Origin of the sequence: Pseudarthrobacter phenanthrenivorans, assembly GCF_036455295.1 — a bacterium.
Lineage (GTDB): Bacteria > Actinomycetota > Actinomycetes > Actinomycetales > Micrococcaceae > Arthrobacter > Arthrobacter phenanthrenivorans_C.
In genome coordinates, this window is sequence record NZ_JAYXNX010000002.1 from 245639 (window position 1) to 261523 (window position 15885).

Sequence of the window (15885 nt, forward strand, 5' to 3'; positions counted from 1 at the left end):
CAACGCCGTCCCTCAACCCGCTAGTACATATGGACTCTTTCCGGGATTTCGAATTGGCTGACTACGCGGCTGACGTGTGAGGCCTCGACTGGGGGTCTAATCCACTGACTCTTGCGGCGAAATCTCTGCTGACGCGGCAGGTCTTCCTGGTACCGCTCATCGAATGAATACGTGCACTAACGAAGGATTGGGGCTGAGAGAGACTCCGCCGCTGCGACTACGTGGTCAAGGTGGTCGTCGGAAATCAGCCAGGGGTTGGGTTCTATTGGTTGGGCGTGCCGATTGAACAGTGCCCCCGATCTGTCTTCCAAGGCGGGATGGACCACGAGTGGCACAACTTTTTCGGCGTAGGCCTCCGCGCTCTGGAAGAGCACACCTACGAGGGTTTGCTGTACTCGTAGTTTCAAGGTCGCTTGTCCGAGGGCACCGGCCATGATGTTGGTCTTGATGATGCCGGGATTCATACCGAACACGTTGATGTCCGGAAAACGAGCGGCAGCCTGGTGGACCAGAGCCTCGTTGAACACGACCGTGTTGCCGTGGGCTGTCTGCCAGCGGTAGTTGCGGCTCGACTGAATATCTGTGAGATCCAGCGCGCGTTCGCCCCCGGGAAACCCCCAGACAAAAAGGCGCGGCTTTTGCCGAGGCGAAGGCCTTCCCTCGCCCAGCCGTGGCGCCAGTTCCTGGGCAACGACCCACCGGCTCATAGCGCTCGTGGCCAGATCTTTCTCTACTCCTTCCGGTGTCACTTCGCGGGTGCGTCCCGCAAAGATCCCGTGGGTGAGCAGGACTGCGTCGAAGGTTTCGGCCGGCAAATTGCGGGCCACCTGGCGGGAGCTGTTCAAGGACGACAGGTCTGCCGGGATAAATGACCTCCTGGGGTGAGGAGGGTCCTTGAGCGTCCTTCCCACGACGGTGACCTCGGCCCCTTTGCGCAGCAAGGACTGGGTGATGGCCCGGCCGAGACCGCCGGTACCGCCAAAAATCACCACGCGAAGACCCTCGTAATCGGTCTGGGCAGAAGACAGCGTTCCGGGTTTCCAGTCCTGTCGCACCGTTCCGAAGGAAGACATCTGTAACTCCATTCCTGGCCGAAAGATTCGGCCTACGCCATCGCTTCGAGGCCAGCGGGCCACCGGTGTGGGGGTCGTAGCGGATTGGTTAGGCTGCCCCAGGAGCCGACGCTACCGCGGATTGAGCCAGTGCCGGCAGACGGGGAGGACCGCGTGCTCCAGAATCATTTGCCCAGCTTCTCACGAACGTGCGGTTGAGGAACCTAATACGGGACAGTCAGTCCACGTGTGTCTCATAACCCAGGCGCCTCAAATCCCTGGCGGTATAGGACAGCTCCCGACCTCGGTCCGCTCGAAATGGACTGACAGGAACGCCACCGTGGGCGAAGCGCGTCCCGGAGGCGGCATGTACATTTCTCCTGGTGGCTTGCCGGCTTTACGCCGCTTGGGTGGGCTATGAGGATTCAAGAACGGATTTGAGGGTGGCCAGCTGGGCCGCTTCGGTCTGCATGCTGCGGTTGATCATCGGGCCCATGAGTTTCAGGAGCCCTTTGGGTTCAAGGTCAAGGATGAACCGGAGGGTCGTTCCGTTGGGGGCTGCGCTGATTAGGTATTCGCCCGTGGGGCGGGCGGGGCCGGCCACGACCTGGAAGGCTAGGCGCTTTCCCGGCTCCGCCGCGGTGATTACGTAGTCGCCGGCGATGGGCCGGCCACCTGGGCCGGTAAGGGTCTGGGTGTAGATGGCCCCCATCGCTCCGGGGTTGCCGCTTTTCAGGGCAATGTGCTGGATCCCGGAGCGCCACTTGGGGTTGTTCAGTCCGTCCGCAAGGAACGCGTAGATGTCCTCCGGTGAGCGGCTGATGATGGTCTCGTTCTCGGCATGAGCCATGGCTGTTCCTTGGATATCCGTGGTCCCGTACTGGTTCTTTTGGACCTGCCCGGTGATGTATTCCTGATTGCCATACTGTACGTCCCGCCGCCCTCAGGCATGCCGGTCAGGCGCCTGCTACTCCTCGATACCACCGGAACCAAGGTCGGAAGCTTCACCAAGTCCGGGGTGGTGAGCGTCTTCGATGAACAAAACCTTACTCTCGTCCCGAAGGCGTCGAGCAAGCTTGCCGACGACGCCCACACCGTGGCCGTCGACCAGGCCACCCACCGCGTGTACTTCCCCCTCCAGGACGTGGACGGACACCCGGTCCTGCGCGTCATGGAACCCAGCAAATGAGCGACAGCACAAACGGTGCCGGCGCCGGGGACACCCCTGCAGCCACGCATGAGGATGTTCCGTTCCGGAAATTTCGGCTCTACTTCCTGCGCAATCGGCTACCTCCAACGCGGCTCCTGGGGCGCCCTCGCCGTCGCCGGCGCGTTCATCGGCCCCGCCCTCCTCATGGTCATTGCCGCCGGACCGGCGGCGGCGCTCGGGACAGGGGGGCAACCGCGCTGCTGCCGCTGGGCCTGTTCTTCCTTCAGACCGGCGCCCTGGTCTTCGGCTCGGGCCTGGCGATCGTGGCGTTGCTGCGTGAAGGCGTCGTGGACCAGCACCACTGGCTCAACCAGGCCCAGTTCCTCGATGCCGTCGCGATGGGACTGACCACCCCGGGCCCGGTCGTGATCGCCGCCGGGATCCTCGGCTTCATCCTCCATCTCCCCCACTGAACGGCAGCCCATATAGCCGACCTGACACGCCCCCGCGGCCTCCTCAGCGGCACGTACCTGCGCCACCCGTTTCACTTTCACTCCGTTCTGATTGATATTCCTATTGGTGCGTGGACCATGGCCTTCCATGTCCTGTCCGGAGGGAACGGCGGCGAACCTGCAGCCCCCTCCGAAAGGCTCCGGCCAATCCCTTGACTCCTGCAAAACGTTTTGCATATAGTGATGCACGCAACATACAAAACGTTTTGCAAAGGAACAGCGTCGATGGCGACCAAAGTAAACATCCGGGACGTGGCAAAAGCCGCGGGCGTCTCAGTAACCACTGTGTCGCATGCCCTGAGTGAGGCGCACAGCTCGCGGGTCAATGCACGGACTGTGGAGCACATCAAAGCGGTAGCCGGTGACCTCGGCTACGCACCCAACCGGCTGGCCAGCGGCCTCCGCAACCAGCGCTCCCAAATCCTTGGCCTGGTCAGCGACGAGATCACCACCACCCCTTTTGCGGGCGCCATGATCCAAGGCGCCCAGGACGCTGCCTCTGAACACGGGCACCTGCTGATGGTGGTCAACTCGGGCCTCGACAACGAACTTGAGAGGCAGGAGATCCGCGCACTGCAGCAGCACCAGGTGGACGGTGTCATCTACGCCAGGATGTTCAACCAGGTGGTGTCCGTTCCAGAAGAGCTCAGTGCAATTCCCACTATCGTCCTGGATGCGACGTCCGACAATGCAGGCTTGTCCTCCGTCGTGCCGGATGAATCCGGTGCCGGCGCGTCCGCCGCCGAACTGCTGGTCGCGGCAGGCCACCGTCGGATCGCCATGATCAACAACGAGGACGATATCCCCGCCGCACACGGACGTCTTGGCGGCTTCCGCGCCGCGCTGGCCCGACACGGACTGGAGCTGCCGGCGCACCGCCTCGCGGAAGAACATCCGAGCACGGCCGGGGGCCGCGAGGCTGCGCTGAGGCTCCTGACCGCACCCGAACGCCCCACGGCGCTGTTCTGCTTCAACGACCAAATGGCCATGGGCGCATACCAGGCGGCCGGGCACCTTGGGCTGGACATCCCTGGCGATGTCTCGATTGTGGGGGTGGACAACCTGGAACTCATTGCCGATGCGCTCTGGCCCGGACTGTCCACCATCGCGCTCCCCCACTACGAGATGGGCCGCTGGGCTGTCCTGAAACTCCTCAACGAGCTTGAGAACCCCGCGGCCCCGCGGGTGCATGAAAAGATACCCTGCCCGCCCGTGGAGCGGTACTCCGTCGCCCCACCCAAAGGCTGAAGGTAGAACCGGCCCAACCAGCCGTCACGCTACCCACACCCCAAAAGAGGGAACGCAGCCGTTGCAGCGGCCGCGTTCCCGGCAGGACCCGAATCAATCCCCTCTGTCCAAAAAAGAAAGACCGACCCATGAACAAGAAGCTCACCAAGGTCCTGGCGACCAGCATAGCTGCCGTCGCCCTCACTGCCACCCTCGCCGGCTGCGGCAAGGGCAGCGCCTCCTCCTCCACGGAAGGATCCAACGAAATTGCGCTGTGGACCCACAATGCGGGCAACCCGGACGAACTCGCCGCGGTCCAGAAAATCGTCGACTCCTACAACGCCAGCCAGGACAAGGTGAAGATCAAGGTCCAGGCCTTCCCGCAGGACTCCTACAACGATTCGGTGGTCTCCGCGGCCGCGGCCGGGAAACTGCCCTGCATCGTTGACATTGACGGCCCCAACGTCCCCAACTGGGCCTGGGCGGGATATCTGAAGCCCCTCGAACTGAACACGGACCTTTCCAAGCAGCTCCCCAGCACCGTGGCCAAATGGGATGGAAAGGCCTATGCGGTCGGCTACTACGACGTCGCCCTGGCCATGATGGCCCGGGCCTCGGACTTGAAGGCTGCCGGGGTCCGTGTTGCCACCATCGAGCAGCCTTGGACCAAAGAAGAGTTCCAGGATGCCCTCACCAAACTCAAGGCGCTGGGCAAGTGGGATTACCCTCTGGACCTGGGAACTGCCGGGACAGGCGAATGGCTTCCATACGCCTACTCGCCTTTCCTGCAGTCCTTCGGCGGCGACTTGGTGAACAGGGACGGCTTCCAGAGCGCCGAGGGCAAGCTGAACGGTGACAAGGCGGTGGAGTGGGCCAACTGGTTCCATGGCCTGGCCGACCAGGGCTTCATGGCAAAGAAGAGCGGGAAGGACTCCACCCAGGACTTCCTGAACAACAAGAGCGCGATCATCTACACCGGGTCATGGGCTGCGGACAAGGCCAAGGCGGCCATCGGGGAGGATCTGGTGGTCATGCCACCAGTGGATCTCGGCACGGGCCCCAAGATCGGCGGAGCCTCGTGGCAGTGGGGCGTTACCAGCGCCTGCGGCAATTCCCAGGCGGCCATGGACTACCTGTCGTATTCCCTGAAACCGGAGAACGTCGCTGCCGTGGCCAAGGCCACCGGCGCCATTCCGGCGACTGAGGAGGCAGCCGCCCAGATCCCGGCGTTCGCCCAGGGCGGCGCCGACCGGATCTTCATGGACTTTTCCCGCAAGTACGCGGTCATGCGTCCCGAAACGCCGGCGTACCCCTTCATCGCCACTGAATTCGGCAAGGCCACGCAGGACATCCTGAACGGCGCCGAGCCAAAGTCCACACTGGACAAGGCGGTGAAGGCCATCGACGCCAACATCAAGTCCAACGGCGGCTACAAGAAATAGCCGGAGCGGCAGAGGCCTGCTGCATCGCACGCGGCAGGCCTCCTGCGCCCGATCAACGGAAGATTCCCATGGCAACTGTTCCCCTCCCCACCCGTCCCCGAGTCCCCGGCACCTCGAAAGCCGGCCCGCCGCCGTCGTACGCCAAAGGCAACGCACGGCGCCGCCCCGGCTTCCGCCGCGAGCAACTCAGCGGCTGGGGCATGATCGCCCCGGCAGCAGTGCTGCTGCTGGCTTTCGTCTTCATCCCCGCCATCCTCGGCTTCGGACTCGCCTTTACGAATGCCCGGCTCATCTCACCTCGTCCCATCGAATTTGTGGGAACGGACAACTTCTCCCGGCTCTTTACGGACCCCACCTTCTACCGGGCACTGCTCAACGTCGCCTATTTCACCGTTGTCATCGTCCCGGTACAGTCCGGCCTCGCCCTGGTGATGGCACTGCTAATCAATAAGAAATTCCGTGGCGTGAACTTCTTCCGTACGGTGTATTTCCTGCCGGTGGTCACCTCCATGGTGGTGGTCTCACTGCTATGGCTGTTCATGTACCGCAAGGATGGCCTGATCAATGAAATACTCTCCAACGTCAGCTTCGGCCTGATCCACGGCCCGGACTGGCTGGGTGAGCCCAATACCGCCATGCCCGCCATCATCATCCTGTCCATCTGGCAGGCGGCGGGCTTCCACATGATCATCTGGCTGGCGGGTCTGCAAGGTATTTCGGGCGAGCTGTACGAAGCGTCGCAGCTGGACGGCACCAGCCGCTGGCAGCAGTTCCGGTACGTCACCTGGCCCGGGCTCTTCCACACCCGCAGCCTGGTTCTCGTCACCATCACCATCCAGGCTCTGGGCCTGTTCGACCAGATCAGCGTCATGACACAGGGCGGCCCGATGGATTCCACCACCACCATCGTTTATGAGGCCGTCCGGTCCGGCTACCGGCAGCAGGAAACTTCCTACGCCTCCGCCATCTCGCTGGTGTTCTTTGTCCTTGTACTGATCGTCTCCGCGGTGCAGCGCCACCTCACCCGGGAGAAAGACTGACATGAAAAACCAACTGCTCCTCAAGAACGCCGGCACCATGCTGGTGCGCGTCCTCTTCGCCGTCGTTGCGGCGTTTCCCATCGTCTTCATGCTGGTGTCCTCGCTGAAGCCGGACCAGCAGATCTTCGGCGACATGTCCTCGTTTGCCGCGTTCCTGCCGGTAGGGAACATCTCTTTCGATAACTATGCCGCTGTCTTCGACCGCGTCCCCGCCGCACGCTTCCTGCTCAACTCTGTGGGTGTCTCCACCGTCACCGTCATCCTGGGGATCTTCGTCAACAGCCTCTGCGCCTTCGCCCTGTCCCGCATGCAGGTTCGCGGCAAAAGAATTGTATTCACGGCGATCCTGGCCACCCTGATTGTGCCGTTCCAGACCCTGGCCCTGCCACTGGTGTGGTGGGTCAACCAGCTCCCGTACTTCGAGCTGAACGGCTTCAGCCTGGAAATCTCGAAGGGCTGGCTGGACACCTACCAGGTGCAGATTGTCCCCTTCATCGCCAACGCCTTCTCCATTTACCTTTACCATCAGTACTTCGAATCCATCCCCAAGGAACTGGACGAGGCCGCACGCATCGACGGTGCCGGCTGGTTCAAGATCTACCGGCGGGTGGTTATGCCGCTGGCCGGCCCGGCAACGGCCACCGTGGCCATCCTGACCTTCCTGCCGGCCTGGAACTCCTACCTGTGGCCGCTCATGGTGGTCCAGTCCGAGGAGCTGCGGCCAGTTATGATCGGCATCCAGTACTTCTTCCAGCTCAACGTGTCCTGGGGCGAGGTGATGGCCTACGCTTCGCTCATCACTGTTCCGGTGGTGGTGCTGTTCATCGCCTTCCAGCGTTCCTTCGTCAACAGCATCGCCTCCAGCGGCGTGAAGGGCTGAGCATGAATTCATTGACGACGGCGGCCGGTGACCCCGCAATCTCCTCCACGGAGCAGTTCCGGCCCGCGTACCACTACACCGCCGAACGGAACTGGCTCAACGATCCCAACGGGCTCGTATACCTGAACGGCACCTACCACCTTTTCTACCAGCACAACCCCTTCAGCGCGGACTGGGGCAACATGTCGTGGGGCCACGCAACCTCACCGGACCTGATCCACTGGGAAGAGCAGCCCGTGGCCATCCGGTGCGAAGAGGACGAGGGCATCTTCTCCGGCTCGGCCGTGTTCGACCAGCACAACACCAGCGGGCTCGGGACGACAGCGGATCCGCCGCTGGTGGCGATCTATACCAGCGCGTACCAAGGAGCATCGCCGCTGGCGGGCCGCCAGGCGCAGTCCCTCGCCTACAGCCTGGACGAAGGCAGGACCTGGACGAAATACCACGGCAATCCCGTCCTGGACCGCGCGTCCGCGGACTTCCGCGACCCGAAAGTCTTTTGGTACGACGGCGAAGCCGGCAGTTACTGGGTCATGGTCGCCGTCGAGGCCGTGCACCGCCAAGTCGTGCTCTACAAGTCAGCAGATCTCAAGGCCTGGGAGTTTCTGAGCACTTTTGGCCCCGCCAACGCCACGGGCGGTGTCTGGGAGTGCCCGGACCTGTTCCAGCTGCCCGTGGACGGCAATCGGCAGGACAGCCGCTGGGTCCTCATCGTCAACATCAACCCCGGCGGGGTCGCCGGCGGCTCAGCAGGTCAGTACTTCCTGGGAACGTTCGACGGCGTGGCGTTCCGGTCCGAAACGACCGTCACGGAGGGCCTCCAGCAGGACGACAGCAGGATGCGTGAGTACGACTGGCTGGACTGGGGACGGGACTACTATGCCGCAGTGTCCTTCAACAACGTTCCTGACGGCCGGCGGATCATGATCGGCTGGATGAACAACTGGGACTACGCCCACCAGACGCCCACCGGAAACTGGCGGAGTGGCATGTCGTTGCCGCGCGAAGTTTCACTGACCCGTGTGGAGGGGAAGGTGGTGCTCCGGCAGGAGGCCATCGACCCTTTTGGCAGCATGGAAGTGCGGTGCCTCCGGCTCGGCGCACAGGCACTGGAACCAGGGACGATGGAGCTTCCGACATCGGCCTCCGTGGCGCGGATCGACGCCGAGTTTAGGCCTGGTAGCGCCAAGAGTGTCGGACTGATACTTCGCGCCGGGGCCACTGGGCACACCGCCCTCCGGTACGACGTGGCGGAAGGCAGCCTGCGGCTGGACCGGCGGAACTCGGGGGACGTGCGTTTCCATGACTCCTTCCCCTCCGCGGAATCCGTCGCCGTGCCACAGCAGGAAGGCCGCCTGCGACTCCGGATCTACCTTGACCGCTGTTCCGTAGAGGTGTTCGCCCAGGACGGGCTCGCCACCATGACGGATCTGGTGTTCCCCTCAGCGGCGGCCACTGCGCTGGCGGTCTTCGTTGAAGGTGACGGCGCGCAGCTCGTGGCGCTCGACGTCGTCGTCCGCTAATGGTTGGCGGTGCGGGTGGGTGCCCTTGCCACCGGTCGGCTCAGTTTTAGGGCTGCGCGGCCAAGACAGACCGACCGCATTGACGGGTCCCGGAGCTCCCCGGCGAACCCCGGGGTCCGGGGTTACGATGGCCTCAGGGAACCGAGGAGAGGCCCGGTGGACAGGATGAAAGAGCACGGTCCGCACACTGACGGCCGAGTCATCCGTCATGCCAGGCTCTACGACCTCTTAGGTACGAAGATGTCCGGCGGACGCAGCACACTGCTGGAGCTGGCGGCGCCCGCGGCCGGTGAAGCCGTCCTCGATGTCGGGTGTGGCACTGGCACATTGGCATTGGCTGTGGCGGCTCGCCCTGGTCCGATTCGCGTCAGCGGCATCGACGCCGCCCGGGAGATGATCGGGCTGGCGCGGCGGAAAGCTGCCAAGGCCGGCAGCAACGTCGACTTTCAGGTCGGCTTGATCGAAGACATTCCATACCCGGATGGGACGTTCGACCTGGTGACAAGCAGCTTGGTGCTGCACCACCTGCCCGCCGACCTCAAACGGGCGGGAATCGCCGAGGTGCGTCGCGTGCTCAAACCCGGTGGCCGGTTCGCGGTCATGGACTTCGCACGTGAGAGCCATTCGCCGCTGGGACACTTGTTCTCGGTCCTGGGTCACGGCCGTGGGGCGGCAATGGCCGAGCCTCTCGTCAACATGCTCACAGCCGCGGGTTTCGCCCGGACCGAAGTCGTGCCGACGCGGAACACCAATTTCATTTTCATCCGCGCAAGCTGAGCCACCAGGACAGCAGCGGGGACGGCACCTCCCAGGCAGGCGCGCACCAACACCGGCGAGGAGTGCCAGCGCAAAAAGGGGGGAAGGCCGGAACGGCCTTCCCCCCTCGCTCCCCGCCGCTGTGCGTATGGTGCGCTCAGCCTACGGCAGGCCAAGGCTGTACGGCCGGACCCTGACGGTTCTTTGTCGGCTAAGCCGTCGGCTGGTCGTACTGCTGGCCGCGAGGGTCCGGTCCCAGGAGGGTGAACACCAGCAGGATGATGGCGCCGGCAAATGGGATCAGGCCCAGCAGGACCATCCAGCCGCTCTTGTTGCTGTCATGCAGACGCCGGACGCACAGGGCCAGTGAAGGGACGAGCGTGGCCAGCAGGAAGATCACCGCCAGGATGCCACCGATGATCGTGCCCGGACCGGCAGTGGATCCGTAGGCTGTGTAACGGACGCCGGACTGGACAATGATGTTCAGGACGATGCCCACCAGGGTGGAGACCAGGAACCACCACCAGTATTCGCTGCGGCTGGCACGGCCGGAAAACGTCGCGTACTTCGTGAAGAACCGCTTCACGGCGGCAGCGAGCGGGGCGCCGTAGTAGGGGGCCCACAGCGGCGGTTCCCCGCTCCCCCAGGACTGCTGGGACGGGTACTGCTGCGGCGGGTAGGGCTGCTGCGACGGAAATTGCGGGTAGCTCAAAAGGTATTCCCCCAGATGCGAAAGTAATAAGACAGGCTGATCATAAGGCCAACCTGCCACGAAACAACCATCTCATTGGTAACAAAGGCCCCAGCAGGAGCGGGCACGACGGGCGAAGGCAATACGGACTGGTTTGGCCCGGGCCCTGAGAAGAGTGCTGGATGCGCGATGTCCTCTGCCACGATGTGGTTGGAAGTCCTGCGGAGGAGCATGGCCGGGAATTGTGGGGGCATGTTGGCCAGGACGTGTTGGCAGCCGGACGCCCGGAGTCAGTACCAGGTTCATGCACCGCATGGGACGTCCCGCTGACTGCCACCGGGTCTCCTCTTGCCCGGCGGAGCCCGCGGGACCACACTGGTTGACGGGAGGCTGCCCCATGGAACCAGTAACCATCAGCGATCTGCCGATGACGCAGGAGGAACTCGTCTCAGTAGCCCACGGCACGCCGCTGGTCCTTGGCGATCCGGCCAAGGCACGGATTGCCGCGAGCCGGGCCGTGTTGGAGGTGGCCATGTCCAGCGGCAACCCGATCTACGGGCTCAGCACCCGCGTCGGCCACGGCAAGGACACCCGGGTTCCGCAAGAAGAGCTTGAACAGCTGCAGCAGTTCCTGGTGGCGAGCCATGGCGGGGGTTTCGGGCCCCTGCTGGACCGGACGGTGGTCCGGGCCGCGATGGCCGTCCGCATCTGCGGCATGGCCCGGGGCGGTTCCGGTGCAAGCCCGGCCGCAGCAGACACGCTGCTGGCCATGTTGAATGCCGGGGTGCACCCGGTCTTGCACAGCAGGGGGTCGGTCGGGGCTGCCGACATCAGCCAAATGGCTGGTATTGCCCAGGTGGCTGTGGGAACGGGCACGGCTGAATTCCGGGGTGAGGTTCTCCCGGGCGCGGAGGCGTTGCACCGGGCCGGGATCGAGCCTCTCCGGCTTCATGGCCGGGATGGGCTGGCCTTGATTTCGGCCAACGGCGTCTCGATTGGCCATGGCGCCCTGGTGTTGGCCCGCGCGGCGAGGACAGCCAGGGCAGCGGACCAGGCTGTCGTCCTGTCCATCGAAGCCACCCATGGGAACCCCTCGGGATTCTCGGCGCCCGCGGCGGCGGCCAAGCCGTATCCGGGGCAATTGGCGGCGGCGGCCCATCTGCATGAACTGATGAAAGGCTCCCAACTCCTGGCAAGGGACGGCCCGCGGTCCGTTCAGGATGCTCTCTCCTTCCGGGTGGTTCCGCAGGTCCACGGGGCGTTCCGGGAGTTTCTCGCCGTAGCCGGGCGAGCGGTGGATACCGAGCTGAACTCCGCAAGCGACAATCCTCTGGTCGACGTTGAATCCGGCTCGGTGCTGAGCAACGGCAACTTCCATCCGATGGTGTTGGCCGTGGCCTTCGACGCTCTGCGCGTCGCCCTGGTCCATGTAGGGCAGTTGAGCGAACGCCGCATGAGCCATTTGTGGAATGCCGTGATGGTGGCGATGAAGTCAGGGCCTCCCCCCGGGAAACGTAGGCCGGAGGCGACCCCGGGAATACAGCTTCGCTACGCCGGCTCAGCCTGCTACACCGAACTCCGGCTCCTGGCAGCACCCGCCACCTTGGACTCGACCGTCCTGGACGTCGGCGTCGAGGACCATGCAACCGGCGCCATGCTCAGCGTCCGGACAACCGAGCATGCGTTGGGCCTGCTCGATGATCTGCTGGCGATAGAGGTCCTGCTGGCGGCCGATTTGTCAGGCCTCTCACCCCTGGGAACGCTCGGCGCCGGAGGCTCTTCGCTTCTCAGACTCGCAGCGGAGGCAACGGCTGGGGCAGGGTCGGCCGCGGACGTCCACAGGAATCTGCGGGAACGCTTTCCCGGAAACTAGGAGAACACCCCCGGGGGTCCCTCTACTTTCGGCCAAACGCCTACTCCGCGGGCGGTAAAGGGCGGTGCTTCGGTGGTCCGCTGGATTGGCGCGGGATGAGGGTCGGCATGGACCGCCGAATGACAGGGTCCGCACCCGGGTTGACGATCAGGTCGATGGCGGTGATCGCGATCTGGTCGAGGGGAACGCGCACAGAGCTAAGTGGGGTGGGCAGCCGCGCGGAAAGGGGGATGTCGTTGTAGCCGACGAGTGCAAGGTCCCCAGGGATGGTGATGCCGTTGCGGTGTGCCGCTGCCATGACACCCATGGCGATGTTGTCATTGGCTGCGAAGATCGCGGTGGGGCGGGATCGTGGCGTTTCTGTGAGGAGGGTTTCGCCGGCGGTGTAGCCGTTTTCGATGCCGTAACCCGCGGCGATCAGCCAGTCTTCCCGGGGTTCGATCCCCGCTTCGCCCAGGGCTTTGCGTGCTCCTGCCAGGCGTGCGGTCCCGGTGGAGGTGAATGCGGGGCCCGTGACAACGGCGATGTCGCGGTGGCCGAGGTCGAGGAGGTGGCGTACAGCGAGGTAGCCACCAACCTCGTCGTCGCCAAGAGCGGAGGGGCTGATCCCGTCAGTGCGGAGCACCAACGCATGCGCGACGCGGCGCTCACGCAGCAGCCGGGGCAGCTCGTCGTCGAGGCGGGCCGTGGCGAGAATCAACCCGTCGACGTTTCTATCGAGGAGTGTTTCGGCTGCGCTGCGTTCGTCCATGGGGTCGTCCCCGCTGGTGGCGACCATGGCAAAGTAGCCCCGGGATGAGGCGGCCTTTTCCAGCTCTTCAAACATCAGAGCCATGACCGTGTCGCTGAGCCGTGGAACGAGGACACCCAACGTCCTGGTTTCGCCACGGCGCAGGCTGGAGGCGAAGGAATTCCTGCGGTACCCGAGTTCCTCGGCGACCTTCCGGACATGGGCTGCGGCCGCTGACCTGGAGGTCGTGCGCTCATCAAGGGCGCGGCTGGCCGTGGAGATGCTCACACCACTGGCAGCGGCGACATCTTTCAGGGTGACGATTCCGGGGACTGCCCGTTCCATCGCGGTTCTCCTCTTCAGCAAAAGGTGTAACAGCCACTCTATTCCTCCTTCTTGCAAACGTTCTCTTGACAGTGAGCTGCGACACGTGCAAACTTGAAAACGTTCCCGCAAACGTTCTCATAATGGCGGGACTACCGACCATCAAAGAAGACAAGAAGGTAGCTGCAATGGCACTCGATCTCCGCGGACTCAACCCCGCACCTGTCACCCCGTTCACCGAAGATGGCGCTGTCGACTTCGCAGCGATCCAGCGTCTGGGTTCGTGGCTCGGATCGATTGAGGGCGTGAAGAGCCTCGTCGTTCTGGGCCACGCCGGCGAAGGCACGTTCCTCACCGAAGAAGAACAGCTTGACGTTATCCGCGCGTTCGTGGCCTCGACCGACGGCCGTGTACCGGTTGTAGCCGGCATCACGAAGGAGGGCAACAAGACCGCAGCCCTCGAGGCCAGAAAGGCCGTCGAGGCCGGCGCGTCAGCTGGCCTGGTCTACCCCTCCCACGGGTGGCTGCGCTTCGGATACCAGAAGGGCGCGCCGCAGTCGCGCTACCGGGAGATCTATGACGAGTCCGGTCTGCCGCTGATCCTCTTCCAGTACCCGGACAACACCAAGGCCAGCTACGACCTCGACACTCAGCTGGAGATCGCCGGCCAGGAGGGCGTCTTTGCCACGAAGAATGGTGTCCGGAACATGCGCCGGTGGTACACGGAGATCCCCGCGCTGCGCGCCGCGTACCCCGAGCTGCAGGTCCTGTCCTGCCATGACGAGTACCTGCTGCCGACCATGTTCGACGTCGATGGCCTGCTCGTCGGCTATGGCAACATCGCCCCCGAACTGCTCGTCGAACTGATCGAGGCCGGCAAGGCGCAGGACTACCAGCGTGCACACGCCATTCATGAGCGGCTGCTGCCAGTGACCAAAAACGTTTACCACCGCGGCTCCCACATGGAGGGCACCGTCGCCTTGAAGTGGGGCCTCGTGAACCGCGGCATCCTCGAGCACGCCACAGTGCGCACCCCGCTCCTGCCCCTGCCCGAGGGCGCCGAGACCGAAATTGCGGAAGCCTTCGCCGCCGCAAACATCGGCAAGGTCACCGTTTCCGCCTGATCCATCGGATCCTGAGGATGGCGGGAGCAACTCCCGCCATCCTCCCCCAAAGTTTCACTCTCCCATCTGGTCAACGAAGACCCCCAGCGCCGAAGCTGGAGAAGGAGGACTCGCAATGCGCGAGCTGAACAACACCGCACACGCCTTCAAGGAGCATTCCGTGCACCTGCCGGAACAGACAGCGGGCATCGCCCACGCGTTCTACACGCGTAAGGAAATCCGGTTCATCCTCGCGTTCGCCCTGCTGGGCACGCTCTTCGACGGCGCCGAGTTGAACCTGATCGGGTTCCCGCTCGCGTATATATCGGACAGTTTGCACGTCTCCACCATCGCCCTTGTCACGGTGGCCACGGTGCAGGGCTTCGCTTCAATCCTCGGCGGGTTTGTTTTCGGCACACTCGGCGATACCCTCGGACGTCGTCGTACCTTCGCCATCTCGGTCCTCGCTTTCGGCGTGGCGGCAACCCTCGGCGGTCTCGCCGGCAACTACGAAATTTTCCTCCTCACCCGGGTCCTGGCCGGTGTCGGGATGGGCGGCCTCTTCGGACTCTCCTTCTCCATGTTCACCGAATGCTGGCAGACCAAGAAGCGCGGCACCATGGGTGGAGTCATCCAGTCCATGTACTTCGTCGGCGAAATCCTCACGGCCGGACTGATCTACGTGTTCCTCTCCGTCCTGGGTCACGACCTCGGCTGGCGTGCAGGCTACGTCGCGATTGGCCTCATCAGCCTCGTCATCGGCGTGGCATCGCTGAAGCTGCTCCCCGAGTCCAAGCAATGGCTCGTCTACCAGGAGCATCGCAGGAACGGCACCCTCCCCGAGGAACTGCGCCGCTCCAAGGTCCCCGTAATCGATATCTTCCGTCCCCGCTTCGTCTACGGCACCGTTCTGTTCATGATCCTTTCGACGGCGATGTTCCTCACCACAAACTCGGTTGGCGCCTACCTGTCCACCTACCTGCTCAAGACCCAGGGCCTGTCCCTCGACAACGTCAGCGTGATCGTCCTGCTCGGCTACGTCTCGACGATCATCACGTACTCCGCCACCGGCTTCATCTCCGACCGCATCCACCGCAAATACGCGTTCACCGCAGCATCCGTCTTCGGAACGGTAGGGTTCGTCTGGTTCCTGTCACTCCTCACCTCCGGAAACGCCCAAATCAGCAGCAATTTCTGGACTTCGCCCGGCTTCTGGGCACTGATGATGTGCGCCGGCGCCGCCGGGGGCTTCGGTGTATTGGGCGTGTGGATGTCCGAATTCTTCCCCACCCGCATCCGCTCCACAGGTTCGAGCGCCAGCTACTACGTCGGACGAGGTCTCGGGGCAGGAGTCTTTCCCCTGTTCGCACTCACCCTCGCGGGAACCGTCCCGTTCGCCTTGGCGCTCGGCATCATCGGTCCCGTCGCAGGTGTCGTCTTCTCAGTCCTGACGCCGGACCGCACGGGCCGCATTATCGCCGATCTCGAATAGCGTACGACGACGGTGCTGCCGCCACCTCACATCCCGGCAAGTCTGTGTACAGACCAGGCCCCTTGGTCCGTCCTAAGGGCCTGGTCTATA

At 63.8% G+C, this 15885-nt stretch carries 15 protein-coding genes; 11 read left to right on the top strand and 4 right to left on the bottom strand.

Annotation, left to right across the window (positions count from 1 at the left end; translation table 11 throughout):
- Window positions 1-176: 176 nt before the first annotated feature.
- Window positions 177-1073, bottom strand: coding sequence for an NAD-dependent epimerase/dehydratase family protein (locus VXJ37_RS03535; RefSeq protein ID WP_331321672.1), 897 nt, complete (start codon window positions 1071-1073; stop codon window positions 177-179).
- A gap of 394 nt (window positions 1074-1467) precedes the next feature.
- Window positions 1468-1902 carry an SRPBCC family protein gene (locus VXJ37_RS03540; protein WP_331321673.1) on the bottom strand — a complete coding sequence of 145 codons (435 nt, stop codon included), beginning with the start codon at window positions 1900-1902 and terminating at the stop codon, window positions 1468-1470.
- Here VXJ37_RS03540 and VXJ37_RS03545 point away from each other — a divergent pair.
- The 8 genes from VXJ37_RS03545 (at window position 1894) to VXJ37_RS03580 (ending at window position 9603) form a co-directional block, all read left to right on the top strand.
- Window positions 1894-2241 (top strand): hypothetical protein, encoded by a 348-nt coding sequence (locus VXJ37_RS03545; RefSeq protein WP_331321674.1) that lies wholly within the window; start codon window positions 1894-1896, stop codon window positions 2239-2241. The genes VXJ37_RS03540 and VXJ37_RS03545 overlap by 9 nt on opposite strands.
- Window positions 2238-2675, top strand: coding sequence for a chromate transporter (locus VXJ37_RS03550; RefSeq protein ID WP_331321675.1), 438 nt, complete (start codon window positions 2238-2240; stop codon window positions 2673-2675). The genes VXJ37_RS03545 and VXJ37_RS03550 overlap by 4 nt, the downstream gene beginning before the upstream one ends.
- Window positions 2676-2939: 264 nt before the next feature.
- Window positions 2940-3962, top strand: a complete 1023-nt coding sequence (locus VXJ37_RS03555; protein ID WP_331321676.1) for a LacI family DNA-binding transcriptional regulator — start codon at window positions 2940-2942, stop codon at window positions 3960-3962.
- Window positions 3963-4090: 128 nt separating this feature from the next.
- Window positions 4091-5383: an ABC transporter substrate-binding protein gene (locus VXJ37_RS03560; protein WP_331321677.1), complete on the top strand. Its 1293-nt coding sequence runs from the start codon at window positions 4091-4093 to the stop codon at window positions 5381-5383.
- A 68-nt stretch (window positions 5384-5451) separates the two neighbouring features.
- Complete coding sequence (locus VXJ37_RS03565; RefSeq protein WP_331321678.1) at window positions 5452-6423, top strand: carbohydrate ABC transporter permease; 972 nt, start codon at window positions 5452-5454, stop codon at window positions 6421-6423.
- Window position 6424: 1 nt separating this feature from the next.
- Window positions 6425-7303 carry a carbohydrate ABC transporter permease gene (locus tag VXJ37_RS03570; protein ID WP_331321679.1) on the top strand — a complete coding sequence of 293 codons (879 nt, stop codon included), beginning with the start codon at window positions 6425-6427 and terminating at the stop codon, window positions 7301-7303.
- A gap of 2 nt (window positions 7304-7305) precedes the next feature.
- Window positions 7306-8826, top strand: coding sequence for a glycoside hydrolase family 32 protein (locus tag VXJ37_RS03575; protein WP_331321680.1), 1521 nt, complete (start codon window positions 7306-7308; stop codon window positions 8824-8826).
- Between the two features lie 165 nt (window positions 8827-8991).
- Window positions 8992-9603, top strand: a complete 612-nt coding sequence (locus tag VXJ37_RS03580) for a class I SAM-dependent methyltransferase (protein WP_331321820.1) — start codon at window positions 8992-8994, stop codon at window positions 9601-9603.
- 190 nt (window positions 9604-9793) lie between these two features.
- Here the strand turns inward: VXJ37_RS03580 and VXJ37_RS03585 are convergent, their stop codons facing one another.
- Complete coding sequence (locus tag VXJ37_RS03585; protein ID WP_331321681.1) at window positions 9794-10294, bottom strand: DUF805 domain-containing protein; 501 nt, start codon at window positions 10292-10294, stop codon at window positions 9794-9796.
- Between the two features lie 376 nt (window positions 10295-10670).
- Here VXJ37_RS03585 and VXJ37_RS03590 point away from each other — a divergent pair, with 376 nt between their 5' ends.
- Window positions 10671-12146 carry an aromatic amino acid ammonia-lyase gene (locus VXJ37_RS03590; protein WP_331321682.1) on the top strand — a complete coding sequence of 492 codons (1476 nt, stop codon included), beginning with the start codon at window positions 10671-10673 and terminating at the stop codon, window positions 12144-12146.
- Window positions 12147-12186: 40 nt separating this feature from the next.
- Here VXJ37_RS03590 and VXJ37_RS03595 read toward each other — a convergent pair whose 3' ends face one another.
- Window positions 12187-13221 carry a LacI family DNA-binding transcriptional regulator gene (locus tag VXJ37_RS03595; protein ID WP_331321683.1) on the bottom strand — a complete coding sequence of 345 codons (1035 nt, stop codon included), beginning with the start codon at window positions 13219-13221 and terminating at the stop codon, window positions 12187-12189.
- Between the two features lie 167 nt (window positions 13222-13388).
- On the opposite strand from VXJ37_RS03595, the gene VXJ37_RS03600 reads away from it, so the two are divergent.
- Complete coding sequence (locus VXJ37_RS03600) at window positions 13389-14324, top strand: dihydrodipicolinate synthase family protein (protein ID WP_331321684.1); 936 nt, start codon at window positions 13389-13391, stop codon at window positions 14322-14324.
- A gap of 115 nt (window positions 14325-14439) precedes the next feature.
- A complete protein-coding gene (locus VXJ37_RS03605) occupies window positions 14440-15795 on the top strand; it encodes an MFS transporter (RefSeq protein WP_331321685.1) in 1356 nt (451 codons plus the stop codon).
- Window positions 15796-15885 lie beyond the last annotated feature (90 nt).